Origin of the sequence: Mycobacterium sp. D16Q16, assembly GCF_002013745.1 — a bacterium.
In the GTDB taxonomy this organism is placed as follows: domain Bacteria; phylum Actinomycetota; class Actinomycetes; order Mycobacteriales; family Mycobacteriaceae; genus Mycobacterium.
Map to the genome: position 1 here is coordinate 39419 of NZ_MAEY01000015.1, position 17119 is coordinate 56537.

Below are 17119 nucleotides of genomic sequence, written 5' to 3' on the forward strand. Positions count from 1 at the left end.
GCCGCCTACGCGCGGCCCCCCGGGCTCTATTCGCGACACGCATCGAACACATGTTTGATAAATACCGCCGACAGGTCTAGATTCGGGCCCATGAGCGATACACCCAGCAAGGGACCCGCCACCGGTTCACTGACCGAGCGCCAGCGGACCATCCTGGAGGTCATCCGCGCATCGGTGAATGAGCGGGGTTACCCCCCGAGCATCCGCGAAATCGGCGATGCCGTCGGGCTTACCTCGACATCGTCGGTCGCCCATCAACTACGCACCCTCGAACAGAAGGGCTTCCTGCGGCGCGATCCAAATCGTCCACGCGCCGTTGATGTTCGAGGAATCGATGATTCCCGCGGCCCGTCCGCGACCACCGATGTGGCCGGTTCCGGCGACCTGCCCGAGCCAACATTCGTGCCCGTCCTAGGCCGTATCGCCGCCGGTGGTCCCATCCTGGCCGAGGAGGCCGTAGAGGATGTGTTCCCGCTCCCCCGCGAGCTGGTTGGCGAGGGATCGCTGTTCTTGCTCAAGGTGGTCGGCGAATCGATGATCGACGCCGCGATATGCGATGGCGACTGGGTAGTGGTCCGCCAGCAGAATGTCGCCGACAACGGCGATATCGTGGCGGCGATGATCGACGGCGAGGCGACCGTCAAGACATTCAAGCGGACAACGGGTCAGGTGTGGCTGATGCCGCACAACCCACTGTTCGAGCCGATCCCCGGAAATGACGCCGCCATCCTCGGCAAGGTCGTCACCGTCCTGCGCAAGATCTAGCCGTCACCAGGCGGCGGTCCGGGTGCGGAATCGTCGCCTGCACGGCCGTCGAGGGACGGCAGGAACAGCTGGAAATGCGCCACGTCGTGCCAGCTGCCCAACTTGTAGCCGATGCGTCGGTAGCATGCGACTTTCTCGAATCCCATTGCCCGGTGCAGCTTTTCACTCGCCTGATTGGGAACCACGACAACGGCGAGCACCGTGCGATAACCGCGAGAGCGCAGCCGGTCGAGCAGCGCCGTGTACAACTGGCGGCCCGTCCCGCGCTGTTGCCGGGTGCCGTCCACGTACACACTGACCTCACACGCCCACTGATAGGCGGTCCGTGATTTCCACGGCACCGCGTAGGCATACCCGAAGATCTCACCGCCATCCTCGGCAACAAGCCAGGCATGCCGGTGGGCCGCCGTGCGGATGCGTTCGGCAAGAACAGCATCCGACGGCGGCACCTCCTCGAACGAGATGGCCGTATCCGTTACATACGGCGCGTAGATCGCCGCGCAGGCGACCGCGTCATCGGCGGTCGCGTCACGAATGATCATGAGGCGCTAGAGCGAACGCCCGATGATCTCCTTCATGATCTCGGTGGTTCCGCCGTAGATCGTCTGGATACGAGAATCCATGTATGCCCGGGCAACCGGGTACTCGCGCATGAAGCCATACCCACCGTGCAGCTGCAGGCAGCGATCGATCAGGTGAACCTGCTTCTCGGTGCTGTACCACTTGGCCATCGCGGCCTGCTCGACGCTCAGTTCCTTCTTGTTGAGCAGCGTGATGAACTCGTCGACCATAATCCGGATCATCGTGGCATCGGTAGCGAGCTCGGCCAGCACAAAGCGGCTGTTCTGGAAGCTCTTGATGGGCTTGCCAAACGCCTTGCGCTCGGATGTGTACTGGATGGTCGCCTCAAGCATGGTTTCCATCGCCGCGGCCGCCACGACGGCGATCGACATGCGCTCCTGCGGCAGGTTCTGCATGAGGTAGATGAAGCCCTGGCCCTCTTCACCCAGCAGGTTGGCGGCGGGCACCCGGACATCGGTAAAGGACAGCTCGGCGGTGTCCTGCGCGTCCAGGCCCATCTTGTCGAGCTTGCGGCCGCGCTCAAAGCCCTCCATGCCGCGTTCCACGACAATGAGGCTGAAGCCCAGCGCACCCTTCTCGGGGTCGGTCTGTGCGACCACGATCACCAGGTCGGCGTTAATGCCGTTGGTGATGAAGGTCTTCGAGCCGTTGAGAATGTAATGATCGCCGTCCTTGACCGCGCGGGTCTTGATGCCCTGCAGGTCGCTTCCGGTGCCCGGCTCGGTCATGGCGATGGCGGTGATCAGCTCACCGGAACAGAAACCGGGGAACCAGCGGGCCTTCTGCTCGTCGTTGGCCAGATCCCGGAAGTACGGACCCGCGACATCGTTGTGCAAAGTGAAACCGATACCCGACTGGCGAGCCTTGGTGATCTCTTCGCCGATGATGGCGTTGTAGCGGAAATCGACGAGTCCGCCGCCGCCGAACTCCTCAGGCATGTCAGTGCCCAGGAAGCCCTGTTTGCCCGCCTCGACCCAGAGAGAGCGGTCGACGATCTTGTTCTCGTCCCACTCCTCCCGGTACGGCTCGGCATGCCGTTCCAGGAAGGTCTTGAACGACTCGCGGAACAGTTCGTGCTCGGGTTCGAAAATGGTGCGTTTGAACTTAACAGCGCCGGCCATGATCACCTTCCGGTTTGGGTTTACGTACTCGGCAGAATGTATACCAACCCACTGGTCGGTTGGTACTCGCCTACCTGGTTTCGACGGACAGAAAGCCTAGGCTGACTGAGGTGACCAAGCTGGCACTTTCACACACGCACTGGGGTGCATTTACCCCCGAGATCCGCGACGGCGAAGTGATCGGCGTCACGCCTATCCCGACCGATCTGGACCCGTCACCGCTGCTGCAGAACATTCCCGGTTCGATCCGCCACCAGGCCCGAGTAACCGCGCCATCCGTACGCCGCGGCTGGCTGCGGGACGGACCCGGTCCCAGCACAGCACGCGGCTCCGACGAGTACGTCGAGGTGTCCTGGCACGAGCTCACCGAACTACTGGCCGATGAACTACGGCGGATCGTCGACACTCATGGCAACGAAGCCATTTACGGCGGCTCGTACGGCTGGGCCAGCGCGGGACGGTTCCATCATGCCCAGAGTCAGGTACACCGGTTCCTGAAACTGCTCGGCGGGTACACCTTTTCACGTCATTCGTACAGCCTGGGGGCAACCGGCGTCATCATGCCGCACGTCGTCGGCACCCACGACGGGCTGTTCAAGAGGTCGACGTCATGGGATGTCATCGTCGAGAACACCGACCTCCTGGTCTCATTCGGCGGTATGGCCCTGAAGAACACCGGTGTCAACCATGGCGGCACCACCGCGCATCCGGCTCGTGATGCCCTCGACAGGTTCCGCGCCCGCGGCGGGCGCATCGTCTCCTTCAGTCCGCTGCGCGATGACATCGACGGCGAATGCGAATGGCACGCACCTGTTCCCGGGACCGACGTCACGGTCATGCTCGCGCTGGCCCATGTGCTGGCCGTGGAAGGTCTGGCCAACCTGGCCTTCCTACGCTCCTACTGCACCGGCTATGAACGGTTTGAGCACTATCTCCTGGGGATCGACGACGGTGTACCCAAGACCCCGGAATGGGCTGCGAGTATCAGTGCTCTGGACGCTGACGAGCTGCGCACACTGGCGCGGCGAATGGCGGCCGGGCGCACCCTGGTGACGGTCAGCTGGTCGCTGCAGCGGGTGCGCCACGGCGAACAGGCCCCGTGGATGGGGCTCACCCTGGCCGCGATGCTCGGTCAGATCGGGCTTCCCGGAGGTGGTTTCGGCCACGGTTATGGCTCGATGAACGAGGCGGGACTGGCCCCGGTCAGCTGCCCGCTGCCGACCTTCCCCCAGGGGCCCAACCCGGTTGCGACGTTCATCCCGGTGGCGGCCATCAGTGAGCTGCTGCTGCGGCCCGGCCAGACACTGGCCTACAACGGTCAGACACTCACACTGCCGGACATCCGATGCGTCTACTGGGCGGGCGGAAATCCGTTCCACCACCATCAGAACCTGCCGCGACTGCGCCGTGCGCTGGCGCGCGTCGACACCGTCGTGGTGCACGATCCGGTGTGGACGGCCATGGCCAAGCACGCCGATATCGTGGTGCCGTCTACCACCAGCCTGGAACGCGACGACTTCTCCGGAAGCCGCAACGACCCCCTGCTGGTGGCGATGAAGGCCGCGACATCGCCCTATGCCAACTCGCGCGATGACTACACGACATTCTCGGCGCTCGCCGAAAGGCTCGGGTTCGGCGACGAGTTCTCCGAGGGACGCACCGCCGCGCAGTGGCTACGTCACATTTACACCGATTGGGCCGCGGCCCGCGATTTCGCGGTGCCAACCTTCGACGAGTTCTGGGAGCAGGGCTACCTGCAGTTGCCGACCGATCCCGGCCTGACTCTGCTCTCGGACTTCCGTGACAACCCAGACGCGCACCCGCTGCACACCCCGAGCGGGCGCATCGAGATCTTCTCGGAGACCATCGACAGTTTCGGATACGCCGACTGCGGCGGCCACCCGCAGTGGTACGAGCCCACAGAATGGCTGAACGGTGAACGCGCCCAAAGCTTCCCACTGCACCTGATTGCCAATCAGCCGCGGACCCGGCTGCACAGCCAGCTCGATTTCGGCGGCACCAGCCAGGCCTCAAAAGTTCAGGGACGCGAACCCATCCGCATACATCCGGCCGACGCCGCCGAGCGCGGGATCGGTGACGGCGACGTGGTGCGGGTCTTCAACGACCGCGGTGCGTGCCTGGCCGGGGCGGTTCTGGACGAAGGCCTACGGCACCGGGTGGTGCAGCTGTCCACCGGCGCGTGGTACGACCCGATCGATCCGTCCGATCCAGATTCGCTCTGCGCACACGGCAATCCCAATGTCCTGACCGACGATTCAGGAACCTCGTCCTTGGCACAGGGGTGCACCGGTCAGCACGTGCTGGTGCAGATCGAGCGGTTCGAGGAATCACTGCCGCCGGTTCGGGCACACATCCCGCCGCAGCTCGTTCCGCGCGACTAGAGCCCGGCGAGAAGCGCGGCCAGCGCCCGAGGCACCCTGCCCACCACGCGCGTGCCCTCCGCCAGATGTTCGGTGGAATGCACCTGACCCTCGGTATGGATTCGGGCCACCAAGTCACCGCGTTCGTACGGGATGACCACGTCGACGGGCACATCCGCGCGGGGCACCGTCTCGGCGATGGCCGCTCGGAGCCTGGCGACCCCGTCGCCGGTGTGCGCCGAGACGAACAGCGCCTGGGGCAGTGCGCGACGCAGCTGCGCCAAGGCAAGATCACCCGCAGCATCGATCTTGTTGATCACCAGCAGCTCCGGTGCCGCCGATGAATCATGGTCGGCGACAACCTCACTGATCACCGCGCGCACCGCCTCGATCTGGGCCAGCGGCGCCAGATCGGAGCCGTCCACCACGTGGACGAGCAGGTCCGCGTCGGCCACCTCTTCCAGAGTGGACCGAAACGCCTCCACCAATTGGGTGGGCAGGTGCCGTACGAAACCGACGGTGTCCGTGATGACGAATTCGCGTCCGTCATCAAATGTTCCGCGCCGCGTTGTCGGTTCGAGGGTGGCGAACAACGCATCCTGGACCAGCACCCCGGCACCGGTGATCGCGTTCAGCAGGCTCGACTTACCGGCATTGGTGTAGCCGACGATGGCAATCGACGGAGCATCACTCTCGAGGCGACGGCTGCGCTTGGTGTCACGAACCGTCTTCATTTCGCGGATCTCGCGACGCAGCTTGGACATGCGTTCGCGGATCCGGCGCCGGTCGGTCTCGATCTTCGTCTCACCGGGGCCACGGGTACCCACACCGCCACCTGCGCCGCCGGCGCGGCCACCGGCCTGGCGGGACATGGATTCACCCCAGCCACGCAGCCGCGGCAGCATGTACTCCATCTGCGCCAGCGACACCTGCGCTTTGCCCTCGCGGCTGGTGGCGTGCTGGGCGAAGATATCCAGAATCAGCGCGGTGCGGTCGATGACCTTGACCTTCACTGCCTTCTCCAGCGCTACCAGCTGCGCCGGGCTGAGCTCACCGTCGCAGATCACGGTGTCGGCACCAGTGGCCAACACGATCTCGCGCAGCTCGATCGCCTTGCCGGATCCGATATATGTTGCCGGATCTGGCTTTTGACGACGCTGAATCAACGCTTCGAGCACCTCGGACCCGGCGGTCTCGGCGAGCGCCGCGAGTTCGGCCATGCTGACATCGGCCTCATGGGAGGTCCCGTCGGTCCAGACACCCACCAGCACAACCCGTTCCAGGCGCAGCTGCCGGTACTCGACCTCGGTGACATCGGCAAGTTCGGTGGAGAGCCCCGCCACACGCTTGAGCGCGGCGCGGTCTTCCAGCGCCAGTTCGCCATCGGTGGGTGTCTGATAGGACGTCGAATTCATATCTCGGCTGTCTGCTCTTCGCGCGGTTCGCTCATCGCGCACCGATGCTCCCACCTGTGGCTCATCGATCGCATCCCAATTATCCGCAGGCGCCAATGCCGCCCCACCATTCGTCGGAGATTTCGCCGTCGGCCAGCAGCATCGACGGCCCACGCAGGAAGCTGGAATCGGCGGTTACTGTCACCCGGACCTGTCCACCGGGGATGTCGACCACAATCTCACCGGCCGACAGTCCGAGGTGCCGCAGTGCGGCATAGGCGGCCGCCACGGTTCCTGTTCCACAGGAACGCGTCTCGCCGACGCCCCGTTCGTGGACCCGCATCTGCACCGCGCCTGCGGCACCGTCGGTGCCGTCGACGGGGGCCGTCAGCACCTCGATATTGACCCCGTCGGGAAACAGCTCTTCGCCGAACTCCACCGGAGCACCCACGTCGAGCATGCGCAGATCCTCAGCGGACAGATCAGCGTCCACGCAGGCCAAGTGCGGATTGCCCACATCGATGGCCAGACCGGAGAACCGCCGGCCGCCGACAGTCGCCTCACCAGCGCCGAACTCCTTAACCGGCCCCATGTCGACGGTCACGTCGGCGGCGAGCTGGCTCCAGGAGTTGATAGTCACTGGCCGGGGCCCGGCCAGTGACGCGACAACGAACTCGTCGCGGTGCTCCAGCCCCACCGACCGCAGATAGTGCGCGAACACCCGGACACCGTTCCCGCACATTTCGGCGATCGAACCGTCGGCATTGCGGTAGTCCATGAACCAGTCTTCGCTGCTGACCCCGGCCGGCTTCTCGGCCAGCACCCCGCCCTCGAGGGCCGCGCCCACAGTGGTCACGCGCAGCACGCCGTCGGCGCCAAGACCGCGTTGCCGATCACACAGCGCCTGTACAGCGGGCACCGACAGATCCCGCTTGATGTGGACGTCCGGCAGCACCACGAAGTCGTTCTGGGTGCCGTGGCCCTTGGTGAACTTCACGTATCCGAGGATAGGCGCCACCGCGACTCAATTTCGCCGCAGAGTCCGGCTGCGTCACCGTCGCTGCCTGCCAGCCACATGATGCGATGGTCGCGGCCAAACCACGATCGCTGCCGACGCACATAGCGCCGGGTGCCCATGAATGTCAGTTCACGCGCCTGTGCCAGGTCGCCGGCGCCTCCCCCGGTATCCAGCGCCGCGATCACCTGGGCATATCCGATCGCCCTCGATGCCGTGACACCCTCACGCAGGCCGACACCCAACAGCTGCTCGACCTCCGCGACAAATCCCTGCTCGAACATCAGATCCGTGCGCCGCGCGATCCGCTCGTCGAGTTTGTCCGTCTCCCAGTCCAATCCCACGATCAACGTGTCCCACCGTGGCGAGCCGATAGTTGGCGCCGACGCGGCGAATGGCTGCCCGGTGAGTTCGATTACCTCCAGTGCCCGCACCGTGCGACGCCCGTCGGTGGGCAGGATGACCGCTGCCGCTGCCGGGTCCCGGGTGGCGAGTTCGGCGTGCAACGCGGCGACTCCAATCTCCGCCAGCCGCTGCTCCCAGCGCGCCCGCACCTGCGCATCCGTCGCGGGAAACGTCCAATCATCAAGTAAGGCCTGGATATACATCATCGATCCGCCGACGATCACGGGCACATGTCCTCGTGCCTGGATGTCATCGATGGCCGCAACGGCGTCCTGTTGATAGGTCGCGACGGTGGCGGTCTCTGCCACATCGAGCACATCGAGCATGTGGTGTGGAATGCCCCGGCGCTCTGCCTCAGGCACCTTGGCGGTACCGATATCCATACCGCGATACAGCTGCATCGCGTCGGCGTTGACGATCTCGCCGCCCAGCCGCTCGGCGAGCTCTAGCGCGAGGGCCGACTTGCCGGTGGCGGTGGGGCCGATGACCGCGATAGGTCGCATCACGACACCTGCCAGGTGCCCGCGAAGTAGCCAACCCCGTACGGGGAACCTTGGTACAGGCACCGGGCCTGAACGGCGTCCGAACCCACCAATCCGGCAAGTGCCCGGTAGACAGCGCCCCCGGTGATCACATCCGAGAGACCGCACAGTGCGGCCACGTCCCCATGAGCAAGCGCGCCGACAAGTCCCTGCTGCGCGGCCCCGGCGTCGGGCCGATAACCCCCGGGCGCCTTGTCGGTGAGGGTGTTGGCACCGTCGGCGATGACGAGTACCCCCGGGGGCGTCGGCAATGCCTCGATCTCATCACGCAAGGCCCGTCCGCAAGCGGCCCCGTCCGCACCGGAGACACCGACAAGTCGCACCTGCACCTCGGCGGCCTCCACTCGGGCCCGCAACCACCCGGCGATGAGCACGGGCAGCGGCAGTTCGACAGAGGCGGCGGGCCTCGATGAGAGCGAAACACGCACGTCAACCCCGTATCCGGCGAAGGTGCCCGACACGTCGCCGCCATATCGGCCGTCCCCCGCCCCGATCGCGATCCATCGTGTGGGCAGGCTTCGCACCGCCGCAATCGCGGCCTCACGCAGGTCAGCGGTCTCGTGGGCGGCCGCACCGCCCAGCTCGGGCACCAGCAGCGGGGTCGACGGGCAGATCGCTATCGAAAGATCCACGATGCTAGGTCACCCCCTGGCTGGGGTTCGCGGTCTTTGGGTGGATGACATCGCCAAACGCGATGCACGCGGCAGCTCCGACAGCGAGTGCCGACGCGATATCCGCCTCGGACATCGCGGCCTCCTCGCGGAATCATCTGGCATATGTTCGCCCGTGCGGCGATGACACCTGTTTGAATGAACGGTGTAGTGAGCTTAGGGCGCCGTGTTGCGCGGCAACAATTGCAGGAAGAGGTTTCGATGCCGGATCAGTCACCACAACAAGAGAACGTTGCTCCCGCCCACCAGCCCGGAGCTGCCCCCGTCCCCCGGCCGGGGCCGAAACCTCATCCGATGCCGCGGCGTCCCGCAGCATCGGCGCCCGCTCCTGCGGCCCATCATGTCGATCCACACAAGTTCGGCCGTGTGGATGACGACGGCAGCGTCTGGCTGATCACGTCAGCCGGTGAACGCCAGATCGGATCGTGGCAGGCCGGAGATGCCGACGCGGCGTATACCCATTTCGGCCGTCGGTTCGAAGACCTGGAGACCGAAATCCAGCTACTGGAATTGCGGCTCGGCTCGGGTTCCGGCGACGCGCGCAAGATCAAGACCGCCGCCGAGCACCTCGCAGAGACGCTGCCCACCGCGGCCGTCCTCGGCGATGTGGACTCGCTGTCCGCACGCCTGTCGGCGCTCGTGGAGTCCGCGGACGCCCAGGCCGCCGCGGCACGCGTGCAACGCGATGAGGCTCGTTCAGCGAGCATCTCCCGCAAGGAGGAACTCGCCGCCGAAGCCGAGGAGCTCGCGAACAATTCCACACAGTGGAAGGCCGCCGGTGATCGGATCCGGGTCATTCTCGACGAGTGGAAATCCATCCATGGTGTCGATCGCAAGACCGACGATGCCCTGTGGAAGCGGTACTCAACCGCACGCGAGACGTTTAACCGCAGGCGCGGCGCGCATTTCGCCGAACTGGACCGCGAACGCGCCGGGGCACGGGAGAAGAAGGAAGACCTGTGCAAGCAGGCTGAGGCACTCTCGGATTCCACCGACTGGGGCGCAACCTCCGCGGCATTCCGGAATCTGCTGAACGACTGGAAGGCCGCTGGTCGGGCTCCCCGGGAGACCGATGACAACCTGTGGCACCGCTTCAAAGCGGCTCAGGACAAGTTCTTCGCTGCCCGCAACGCCGAATCTGCTTCCCGCGATGCCGAATTCGTGGCCAACGCGGACGCCAAGCGCGCATTGCTGGTCGAGGCCGAGAAGATCGATCCGGAGGCCGATGTAGATGGCGCCCGGGCGGCACTGCGGGCCATCGGTGACAAGTGGGATGCCATCGGAAAGGTGCCGCGTGAGCAGCAGACGGATCTGGAACGGCGGCTGCGCGCGGTAGAGAAGAAGGTGCGCGACGCTGGTGAATCCGGCTGGGGCGATCCCGAGGCGGAGGCACGCGCCGAGCAATTCCGCGTTCGCGCACGCCAGTTCGAGGAGCAGGCCGCCAAGGCGGAAGCCGCGGGCAAGGCCAAGGATGCCGAGAAGGCCCGTGCCAGTGCCAAGCAGTGGCAGGAATGGGCCGATGCGGCGGTGGCCGCGGTCAAGAGCCGGTCGCGCTAGTTACCGCTCGTCCCCGTCGTCCTCGAAGGCGTCGTCGAGGAAGGTGCGCTGATCTCGCTTGGCCGCCTCGCGCCGCTGCTGCTCGGCCGCCAGCTGCACCGCAGTACGCGACCACACCACACGCGCCCAGTGGAAAGTCAACAGAATGACGGCGATCCAGGCGACCACCAAACCGATCCCCGGGCCGGGATGTCCGGCTCCAGCGGTCTGACGGGTCCAAATCGCAAGCATGCCAATCACACTGGCAACGAACGAGCCCGCCAGCGCGATCCAGGACAGCACCCAGCGGCGGGTCAGTAAGGCCAGCATGGAAAACCCGACACCGAAGACCATCGCGAGCCACACGAAGATCCGGGACGGCACCCGCACAGATTCCTGGTCCGCTATCGCTCCATTGAGCAGAACGTCGAATCCTCTGGCATGTCCGGTGTGCGGCAGCACAAACGTGAGAAGTAGCGCGAAGACCAGGACGGCCACCACGAGGGCGCGCGCGCCCGGATCGATCTCTCCGGCGACCTTCTTCTCGGCCGCGTCGATGTCTCTGCGGAACTCCTCGAACTCGGCGTCTTCTTTTCCGGATTCCGCGTCACTCATAGCCCGCACCCTGCAACCTCAATCTGCTCTGTCGCCTTCGGGGCTCCAATTGCCGGCATGCCCAAGCCGATTCCCGATGTAGACGGTTTTTTGCCGGTTTCGTGTGCATCACCGGCCCGGGTGCGCCGATGGCTGAGCACTCCCCCGTCGGCGATCAGGTGATGCGGCGCCGCGCCGGTGACGTCGACGGTGATGACATCGCCGGGACGCAACTCACCGTCCAGCTGTCCTTGCGGCCGGAAGTGCACCAACCGGCCGTCGCGGGCACGTCCGCTCATGCGCGCGGTCTCGCCGTCTTTACGGCCTTCGCCGGTGGCGATCAGCACCTCGATCTGCCGACCGATCTGCTTCTGATTCTCTTCCAGCGTGATGGATTCCTGCAGCACGATGAGCCGGTCATAGCGTTCCTGCACAACGGCTTTCGGCAGCTGATCAGGAAGCTCGGCCGCCGGTGTCCCCGGCCGGATTGAGTACTGGAAGGTGAACGCGCTGCAGAAGCGTGCGCGACGCACAACCTCAAGTGTCTGCTCGAAGTCCTCTTCGGTCTCGCCGGGGAATCCGACAATGATGTCGGTGGTGATGGCGGCGTCCGGCATGACCGCACGTACCTTGTCGATGATCGATAGGAAGCGCTCGGAGCGGTAAGACCGGCGCATCGCCTTGAGGACGCGATCAGAACCGGATTGCAGCGGCATATGCAGCTGGGGGCACACGTTCGGGGTCTGTGCCATGGCCTCGATGACGTCATCGGTGAATTCAGCGGGGTGTGGAGAGGTGAATCGCACCCGCTCCAGCCCCTCGATGCGGCCGCAGGCGCGCAGCAGATCGGCGAAAGCGCCGCGATCGCGGGCAATGTCGGGATCGGCGAAGTTGATGCCGTAGGCGTTGACGTTCTGACCGAGCAGCGTCACCTCCAGCACACCCTGGTCCACCAGCGCCTGCACCTCGGCGAGGATGTCGCCGGGACGCCGATCGATCTCTTTGCCCCGCAAAGAGGGAACGATACAAAAGGTGCAGGTGTTGTTGCAGCCCACCGAGATCGACACCCACGCCGCGTAGGCCGATTCGCGGGTGGCGGGCAGCGCCGACGGAAAGTGTTCGAGGGCCTCGACGATCTCGACCTGGGCCTCGTTGTTGTGACGTGCCCGCTCCAGCAGCGTGGGCAGCGATCCGATGTTGTGAGTGCCGAAGACGACGTCGACCCACGGCGCCTTCTTGAGCATGCCCTCGCGGTCCTTCTGGGCGAGGCAACCACCGACGGCGATCTGCATGTTCGGGTTGGCGGCCTTACGCGGTGCGAGATGGCTGATGTTTCCGTACAGCTTGTTATCGGCGTTCTCACGCACCGCGCAGGTGTTGAAGATGACGATGTCGGCGTCGGTGCCGTCGGGGGCCTTGACGTATCCGGCCGCATCCAGGAGGCCCGACACCCGCTCGGAGTCGTGCACATTCATCTGGCAGCCGTAGGTGCGGACCTGGTACGTCCGGACCGCCGATTGATCGGAAGTCACGGTACTGGTCACGGACTTATGGTACGTGCCCGAGTTCAGGCCGTTTCTCGCGCCGAGGGGCGCCGGTTCCGCCACCGTGCCTTCATCGCACTCCACGCTCCGGGACATGCCAGCCCTGCCACCAATCGTCGATGCTGCAGACGGCATTCACGCCCATCCACATCCACCAGCCGGCCCACATCCACGATTCGGGGAGCCCGGGCGCGGCGAATGCTTCGAGAACACCGAGCACGACGACGACCGCGATCAGCACGATGACGACCGCGAACGAGATATCTCGCCGTGGCCGGGGCCGGGGCCGGGGCCGGGGCCGCTCGAGAATCTCGCTGTCGCGCAAATGCCGCCCCGCATCGACGGTCACCTGCCCCGATGGCGTGACTAAACGCATTAGCGAGCTGGGCAGCAGAAACAACCCGCAAACCAGCCCAAAACTCGCGGCGATCCAGCCCCAGGTAGTTGCCCCGTTGATCACCGCAACCGGAAATGACCCGATGAACAGAACAGATGCTAGAACTCTTGCGAGCGCCTTGATTCGCGGGCCCTCGACGGAAGGCCGCCGTCGCGTCCGCATGAGCTCAGTATTACAGATGTTTGCTGACGCCGGTCAGGCGAGGTGCCGGATCACAGGCCGTCCGATTCGCGGACCCCTGCGTTCCGCGCTGCAAAAGTGTGGGGAACCCGTATTGTCTGACCATGCCGGTGAGCACCGACACCTCAACGAGCGGGGAAAACGCCCCCGCAACAAGCATCCCGATGATCTCCCTTGAGCATGTCGACAAGCACTTCGGCGACTTGCACGTCCTCAAGGACATCACCCTGGAAATCCCACGCGGTCAGGTCGTTGTCATCCTCGGGCCCTCCGGCTCGGGCAAGTCGACCTTGTGTCGCACCATCAATCGTCTCGAGCCCATCGACACCGGCACCATCCGAATCGACGGCCAGGCGCTTCCCGAAGAGGGACGCGCGCTGGCCAACCTGCGCGCGGAGGTGGGGATGGTCTTCCAGTCCTTCAACCTCTTCTCACACAAGACAATTCTCGACAACGTGACGCTCGCGCCGATGAAGGTGCGCAAGAAGGACAAGGAATCCGCGCGCAAGCACGCCATCGAGCTGCTGGAACGCGTGGGAATCGCGAGCCAGAAGGACAAGTACCCGGCGCAACTATCCGGCGGGCAGCAGCAACGCGTCGCGATCGCCAGATCGTTGGCCATGGGCCCCAAGGTCATGCTGTTCGATGAACCCACCTCTGCACTGGACCCCGAGATGGTCAACGAGGTTCTCGATGTCATGGTGTCGCTGGCCAAAGAGGGCATGACCATGCTGGTGGTCACCCATGAGATGGGATTCGCCCGCAAGGCCGCGGACCGGATCATCTTCATGGCCGACGGTGCCATCATCGAGGACACGGACCCGGAGAGCTTCTTTACCAACCCCAAGTCCGAACGCGCCAAGGACTTCCTCGGAAAGATCCTCGGGCATTGATGAGTCGCTTGCGCGAAGAAGCTCAAGCACTGATGCGGCGGCACACCGCACTGGTGGCGGTCGTGGCCCTGGTTGCCACGCTGATCAGTTCCTGCGGCAGTACCGAGCCACGCCAACTACTCGAATCGATCCGGGGCGGCACCGTCGTCCTCGGCACCAAGTTCGATCAGCCCGGGGTGGGCCTGCAGCACCCCGACAAGAAGATGAGCGGATTCGACGTCAAGATTTCCGAGTACGTCGTCAACGCCATCGCCGACGAACTTGGTGTCGCACATCCGACCATCCGCTGGTATGAGACGCCGTCGGCACAGCGCGAACAACTCATCGACAACGGTACCGTGGACATGATCGCCGGGAGCTACTCGGTCAACTACAGCCGAGCCCAGAAGGTGTCCTTCGCCGGCCCTTATCTCATTACCTACCAAGGGCTTCTGGTTCGCAAGGCGGATGACTCACTGACAACGCTGGATGATCTGAACCGGGGCAAGAAGCTGTGTTCGGTATCCGGCTCGACGCCCGCACAGAACGTGAAGAACCTACTGGCCGGCACCCAGCTGCAGGAGTTCGACTCATATTCCTCCTGCGTGGAGGCGCTGCGGCGGGGCAAGGTCGACGCCCTCACCACCGACGAGACGATCCTGGCCGGGTACGCCAAGCGCTACGAGGGTGAGTTCAAGCTGATTCAGATGAACTACGAGCTGAGCAAGCCGTTGTGCATCGGTAAACCCAAGAAGCAGAAGAAGAACGGCGACCCGTTCTCCAGGGAGGTCTACGGGATCGGCCTCGCGAAGGGTGACACCGCCGCCATCGAGGCCATCGACCGCGCACTCGACAAGATGATCGCCAGCGGAGCCTGGGATACCGATCTGCGGGATGCACTGGGCAACAGCACGATCGATGATTGGGAGAAGCGCGCCAAGAGCGGCACCTACGGTCTGCTGCCCGACCCCTCACTGGCCGCGATCGAGAAGATCACCGGCGTCAAGCCCGTCGCCGACAAGGCTTGTGAGGCCGCATGAACGCGCTGTGGGCGAACATGGGACCGCAGCTGTGGCCGGCGTTCTGGACCACCCTCAAGCTGACATTCTTCTCGGCCGTGGGCGCACTGGTGTGGGGCACGATCCTGGCGGAATGCCGGGTCTCGCCTGTGCCGATCATGCGGATCTTCGGTACCTGGTACGTCAACCTGGTCCGGAACACCCCGCTGACCCTGATCATTTTGTTCTGTTCGGTGGGGCTCTATCAGAATCTCGGTATCGCACTGGCGCCCGAGAACTCCAACTTCATCAGAAACAACAACTTCTGGCTATCGGTTCTCGGATTCTCTTTGTACACAGCAACTTTCGTGTGCGAAACATTGCGATCCGGGTTCAACACGGTCCCCCTGGGCCAGGCCGAGGCAGCGCGGTCCCTCGGAATGCCGTTCTGGAGGGTCTTGACGCTCATCGTGTTACCGCAAGCCATGCGGTCGGTCCTGGCCCCCATGGGCAGCGTGCTGATCGCCCTGGTCAAGAACACCTCGATCGCCTCGGCGATCGGGGTCGCCGAGGCAGCCCTGCTGATGCGATCGGAGATCGAGCTGTTCGCCGACCAGATTGTCTGGATCTTTCTCATCATCGCGGCGGGCTACATGGTGATCACGCTGACAATCGGATTGACCTTCGGATACTTCGCGAAGCGGCTGGCGGTGAAGCGATGACCGGCAGCGCCACCGTCATGTATGACGCGCCCGGCCCAAAGGCCCGCGCGGTCAATCGGATTATCGCCGTGGCGTTCACGGCCTTCGTGGGCGCGGCTGCGGCCTGGGTGATCTGGACCCTCGTCGCCAATGAACAGCTCACCGCCGAAAAGTGGTCGCCCTTCCTGCGTCTGGACACGTGGACGACATACATCCTGCCCGGACTGTTGGGCACCATCACCGCGGCGGCGTTGTCGATTGTCTTCGCGCTGGTTCTCGGCGCCATGCTCGGCATTGGCCGGCTCTCCGATCATCGCGCCGTGCGCTGGATTTCGAGTGCCCTTGTCGAATTCTTCCGCGCGATCCCCGTATTGATCTTGATGGTGTTCTCGTACTACTTGTACGGGCAGCAGGCCATTTTCCCGTCCGAGTATCTGGCTTTCGCCGCGGTGGTGACAGGGCTGTCGCTGTATAACGGCTCAGTCATCGCCGAGATCCTGCGTTCGGGCATCCAGTCACTCCCCACGGGGCAGTCCGAGGCTGCGGTAGCGCTGGGCATGCGCAAGTCGCAGATGATGCGGCTGATCCTGCTCCCCCAATCGATTGCGGCGATGCTGCCCGCGCTCATCTCTCAGATGGTCATCGCCCTGAAGGACTCTGCGCTGGGGTACGCATTCGGCTACATCGAGGTGGTGCGTTCGGGCATCCGCTCGGCGTCGTACTACGGAAACTATCTGCCTGCGCTCGTCGTGGTCGCGGTCATCATGATCCTCATCAACTTCGCGCTCTCGTCGCTGGCCACCAATATCGAGCGTCAGCTGCGGGAAGGCCGCAAGAAGAAGAGCCTCTTAGAAGTTCCGCACGCACAGCCCGAACCAGGCTTGGTCACCAAGGATCTCCTGGAGACACGCGGCGTGGATCCCGCACACAAAGACTTACGCCAGGACTACGGCGAGTAGTCAGCGGATGGGCAGCGGCGACTCATCGCCGGCCGGGCGGGGACCGAAGATCCGGCGCTCTTCCTCGGCGATCTGAGTGTCGTTGATGCTGGCTTCGCGACGTGACATCAGCCCTTCCACGGTGAACTCCCACAGCTCGTTGCCATAGCTGCGCCACCACTGACCGGCCTCGTCGTGCCACTCGTATTGAAAGCGCACCGCCATCCGGTTCTCCCGGAACCCCCACAGCTCCTTGCGTAGCGCGTAGCCGTTCTCCTTGGCCCACTTTCGGGTCAGGAAGGCAACGATGTCCGCGCGCCCGGTAATGAACTCGTCGCGGTTTCGCCACATCGAATCTTCGGTGTAGGCGGCGGCGACCTTCTCGGGATCGCGCGTATTCCAGGCATTCTCGGCGGCCCGCACCTTTTCACGGGCGGAATCGATGTCGAACGGCGGTAGCGGTGGGCGCATGATGTGCCTTTC

The 17119-nt window shown here is 64.5% G+C and carries 17 protein-coding genes; 7 read left to right on the top strand and 10 right to left on the bottom strand.

The window, feature by feature from the left end:
- Positions 1 to 90 precede the first annotated feature (90 nt).
- Entirely contained in the window at positions 91 to 765 is a 675-nt protein-coding gene (gene lexA, locus B4394_RS16530; protein ID WP_078310961.1) for a transcriptional repressor LexA, read from the top strand.
- Here the strand turns inward: lexA and B4394_RS16535 are convergent.
- Both B4394_RS16535 and B4394_RS16540 read right to left on the bottom strand, forming a co-directional pair.
- Entirely contained in the window at positions 762 to 1307 is a 546-nt protein-coding gene (locus tag B4394_RS16535; protein WP_078315714.1) for a GNAT family N-acetyltransferase, read from the bottom strand. The genes lexA and B4394_RS16535 overlap by 4 nt on opposite strands.
- A 6-nt stretch (positions 1308 to 1313) precedes the next feature.
- A complete protein-coding gene (locus tag B4394_RS16540) occupies positions 1314 to 2468 on the bottom strand; it encodes an acyl-CoA dehydrogenase family protein (protein ID WP_078310963.1) in 1155 nt (384 codons plus the stop codon).
- Between the two features lie 110 nt (positions 2469 to 2578).
- On the opposite strand from B4394_RS16540, the gene B4394_RS16545 reads away from it, so the two are divergent.
- Entirely contained in the window at positions 2579 to 4870 is a 2292-nt protein-coding gene (locus tag B4394_RS16545) for a molybdopterin-dependent oxidoreductase (RefSeq protein WP_078315715.1), read from the top strand.
- Here B4394_RS16545 and hflX read toward each other — a convergent pair.
- From hflX to B4394_RS16565, 4 genes are all read right to left on the bottom strand, one after another.
- Positions 4867 to 6264 carry a GTPase HflX gene (gene hflX, locus B4394_RS16550; protein WP_078315716.1) on the bottom strand — a complete coding sequence of 466 codons (1398 nt, stop codon included), beginning with the start codon at positions 6262 to 6264 and terminating at the stop codon, positions 4867 to 4869. The two genes, B4394_RS16545 and hflX, sit on opposite strands and share 4 nt — an antisense overlap.
- Before the next feature lie 79 nt (positions 6265 to 6343).
- Positions 6344 to 7240 (bottom strand): diaminopimelate epimerase, encoded by an 897-nt coding sequence (gene dapF / locus B4394_RS16555; RefSeq protein WP_078315717.1) that lies wholly within the window; start codon positions 7238 to 7240, stop codon positions 6344 to 6346.
- Entirely contained in the window at positions 7237 to 8166 is a 930-nt protein-coding gene (gene miaA, locus B4394_RS16560; protein WP_078315718.1) for a tRNA (adenosine(37)-N6)-dimethylallyltransferase MiaA, read from the bottom strand. The genes dapF and miaA overlap by 4 nt, the downstream gene beginning before the upstream one ends.
- Positions 8166 to 8837 carry a class III extradiol ring-cleavage dioxygenase family protein gene (locus B4394_RS16565; RefSeq protein WP_078315719.1) on the bottom strand — a complete coding sequence of 224 codons (672 nt, stop codon included), beginning with the start codon at positions 8835 to 8837 and terminating at the stop codon, positions 8166 to 8168. The genes miaA and B4394_RS16565 overlap by 1 nt, the downstream gene beginning before the upstream one ends.
- Before the next feature lie 333 nt (positions 8838 to 9170).
- Between B4394_RS16565 and B4394_RS16570 the strand changes: the two genes are divergently transcribed.
- Positions 9171 to 10433: a DUF349 domain-containing protein gene (locus tag B4394_RS16570; RefSeq protein WP_217697773.1), complete on the top strand. Its 1263-nt coding sequence runs from the start codon at positions 9171 to 9173 to the stop codon at positions 10431 to 10433.
- Here B4394_RS16570 and B4394_RS16575 read toward each other — a convergent pair whose 3' ends face one another.
- The 3 genes from B4394_RS16575 to B4394_RS16585 all read right to left on the bottom strand — a co-directional run bounded on the left by B4394_RS16575 (position 10434) and on the right by B4394_RS16585 (position 13109).
- Positions 10434 to 11027, bottom strand: a complete 594-nt coding sequence (locus B4394_RS16575; protein WP_078310969.1) for an Rv2732c family membrane protein — start codon at positions 11025 to 11027, stop codon at positions 10434 to 10436.
- Positions 11024 to 12550, bottom strand: a complete 1527-nt coding sequence (gene miaB / locus B4394_RS16580) for a tRNA (N6-isopentenyl adenosine(37)-C2)-methylthiotransferase MiaB (protein ID WP_078311137.1) — start codon at positions 12548 to 12550, stop codon at positions 11024 to 11026. The genes B4394_RS16575 and miaB overlap by 4 nt, the downstream gene beginning before the upstream one ends.
- A 70-nt stretch (positions 12551 to 12620) precedes the next feature.
- Positions 12621 to 13109 carry a hypothetical protein gene (locus B4394_RS16585; protein ID WP_078315720.1) on the bottom strand — a complete coding sequence of 163 codons (489 nt, stop codon included), beginning with the start codon at positions 13107 to 13109 and terminating at the stop codon, positions 12621 to 12623.
- Between the two features lie 182 nt (positions 13110 to 13291).
- Between B4394_RS16585 and gluA the strand changes: the two genes are divergently transcribed.
- The 4 genes from gluA to B4394_RS16605 are packed head-to-tail and all read left to right on the top strand — an operon-like array spanning position 13292 to position 16657.
- Complete coding sequence (gene gluA, locus B4394_RS16590; protein WP_170915013.1) at positions 13292 to 14020, top strand: glutamate ABC transporter ATP-binding protein GluA; 729 nt, start codon at positions 13292 to 13294, stop codon at positions 14018 to 14020.
- Positions 14020 to 15039, top strand: coding sequence for a glutamate ABC transporter substrate-binding protein (locus B4394_RS16595; RefSeq protein WP_078315721.1), 1020 nt, complete (start codon positions 14020 to 14022; stop codon positions 15037 to 15039). Before gluA ends, B4394_RS16595 begins: the two co-directional genes overlap by 1 nt.
- Complete coding sequence (locus B4394_RS16600) at positions 15036 to 15719, top strand: amino acid ABC transporter permease (RefSeq protein WP_078310973.1); 684 nt, start codon at positions 15036 to 15038, stop codon at positions 15717 to 15719. Before B4394_RS16595 ends, B4394_RS16600 begins: the two co-directional genes overlap by 4 nt.
- The gene (locus tag B4394_RS16605; RefSeq protein WP_078315722.1) at positions 15716 to 16657 is read left to right on the top strand and encodes an amino acid ABC transporter permease; all 942 of its coding nucleotides are present in this window, start codon (positions 15716 to 15718) and stop codon (positions 16655 to 16657) included. The genes B4394_RS16600 and B4394_RS16605 overlap by 4 nt, the downstream gene beginning before the upstream one ends.
- On the opposite strand, the gene B4394_RS16610 is transcribed toward B4394_RS16605, so the two are convergent.
- Positions 16658 to 17110, bottom strand: coding sequence for a nuclear transport factor 2 family protein (locus tag B4394_RS16610; protein WP_078315783.1), 453 nt, complete (start codon positions 17108 to 17110; stop codon positions 16658 to 16660). It abuts the gene before it with no gap.
- Positions 17111 to 17119 lie beyond the last annotated feature (9 nt).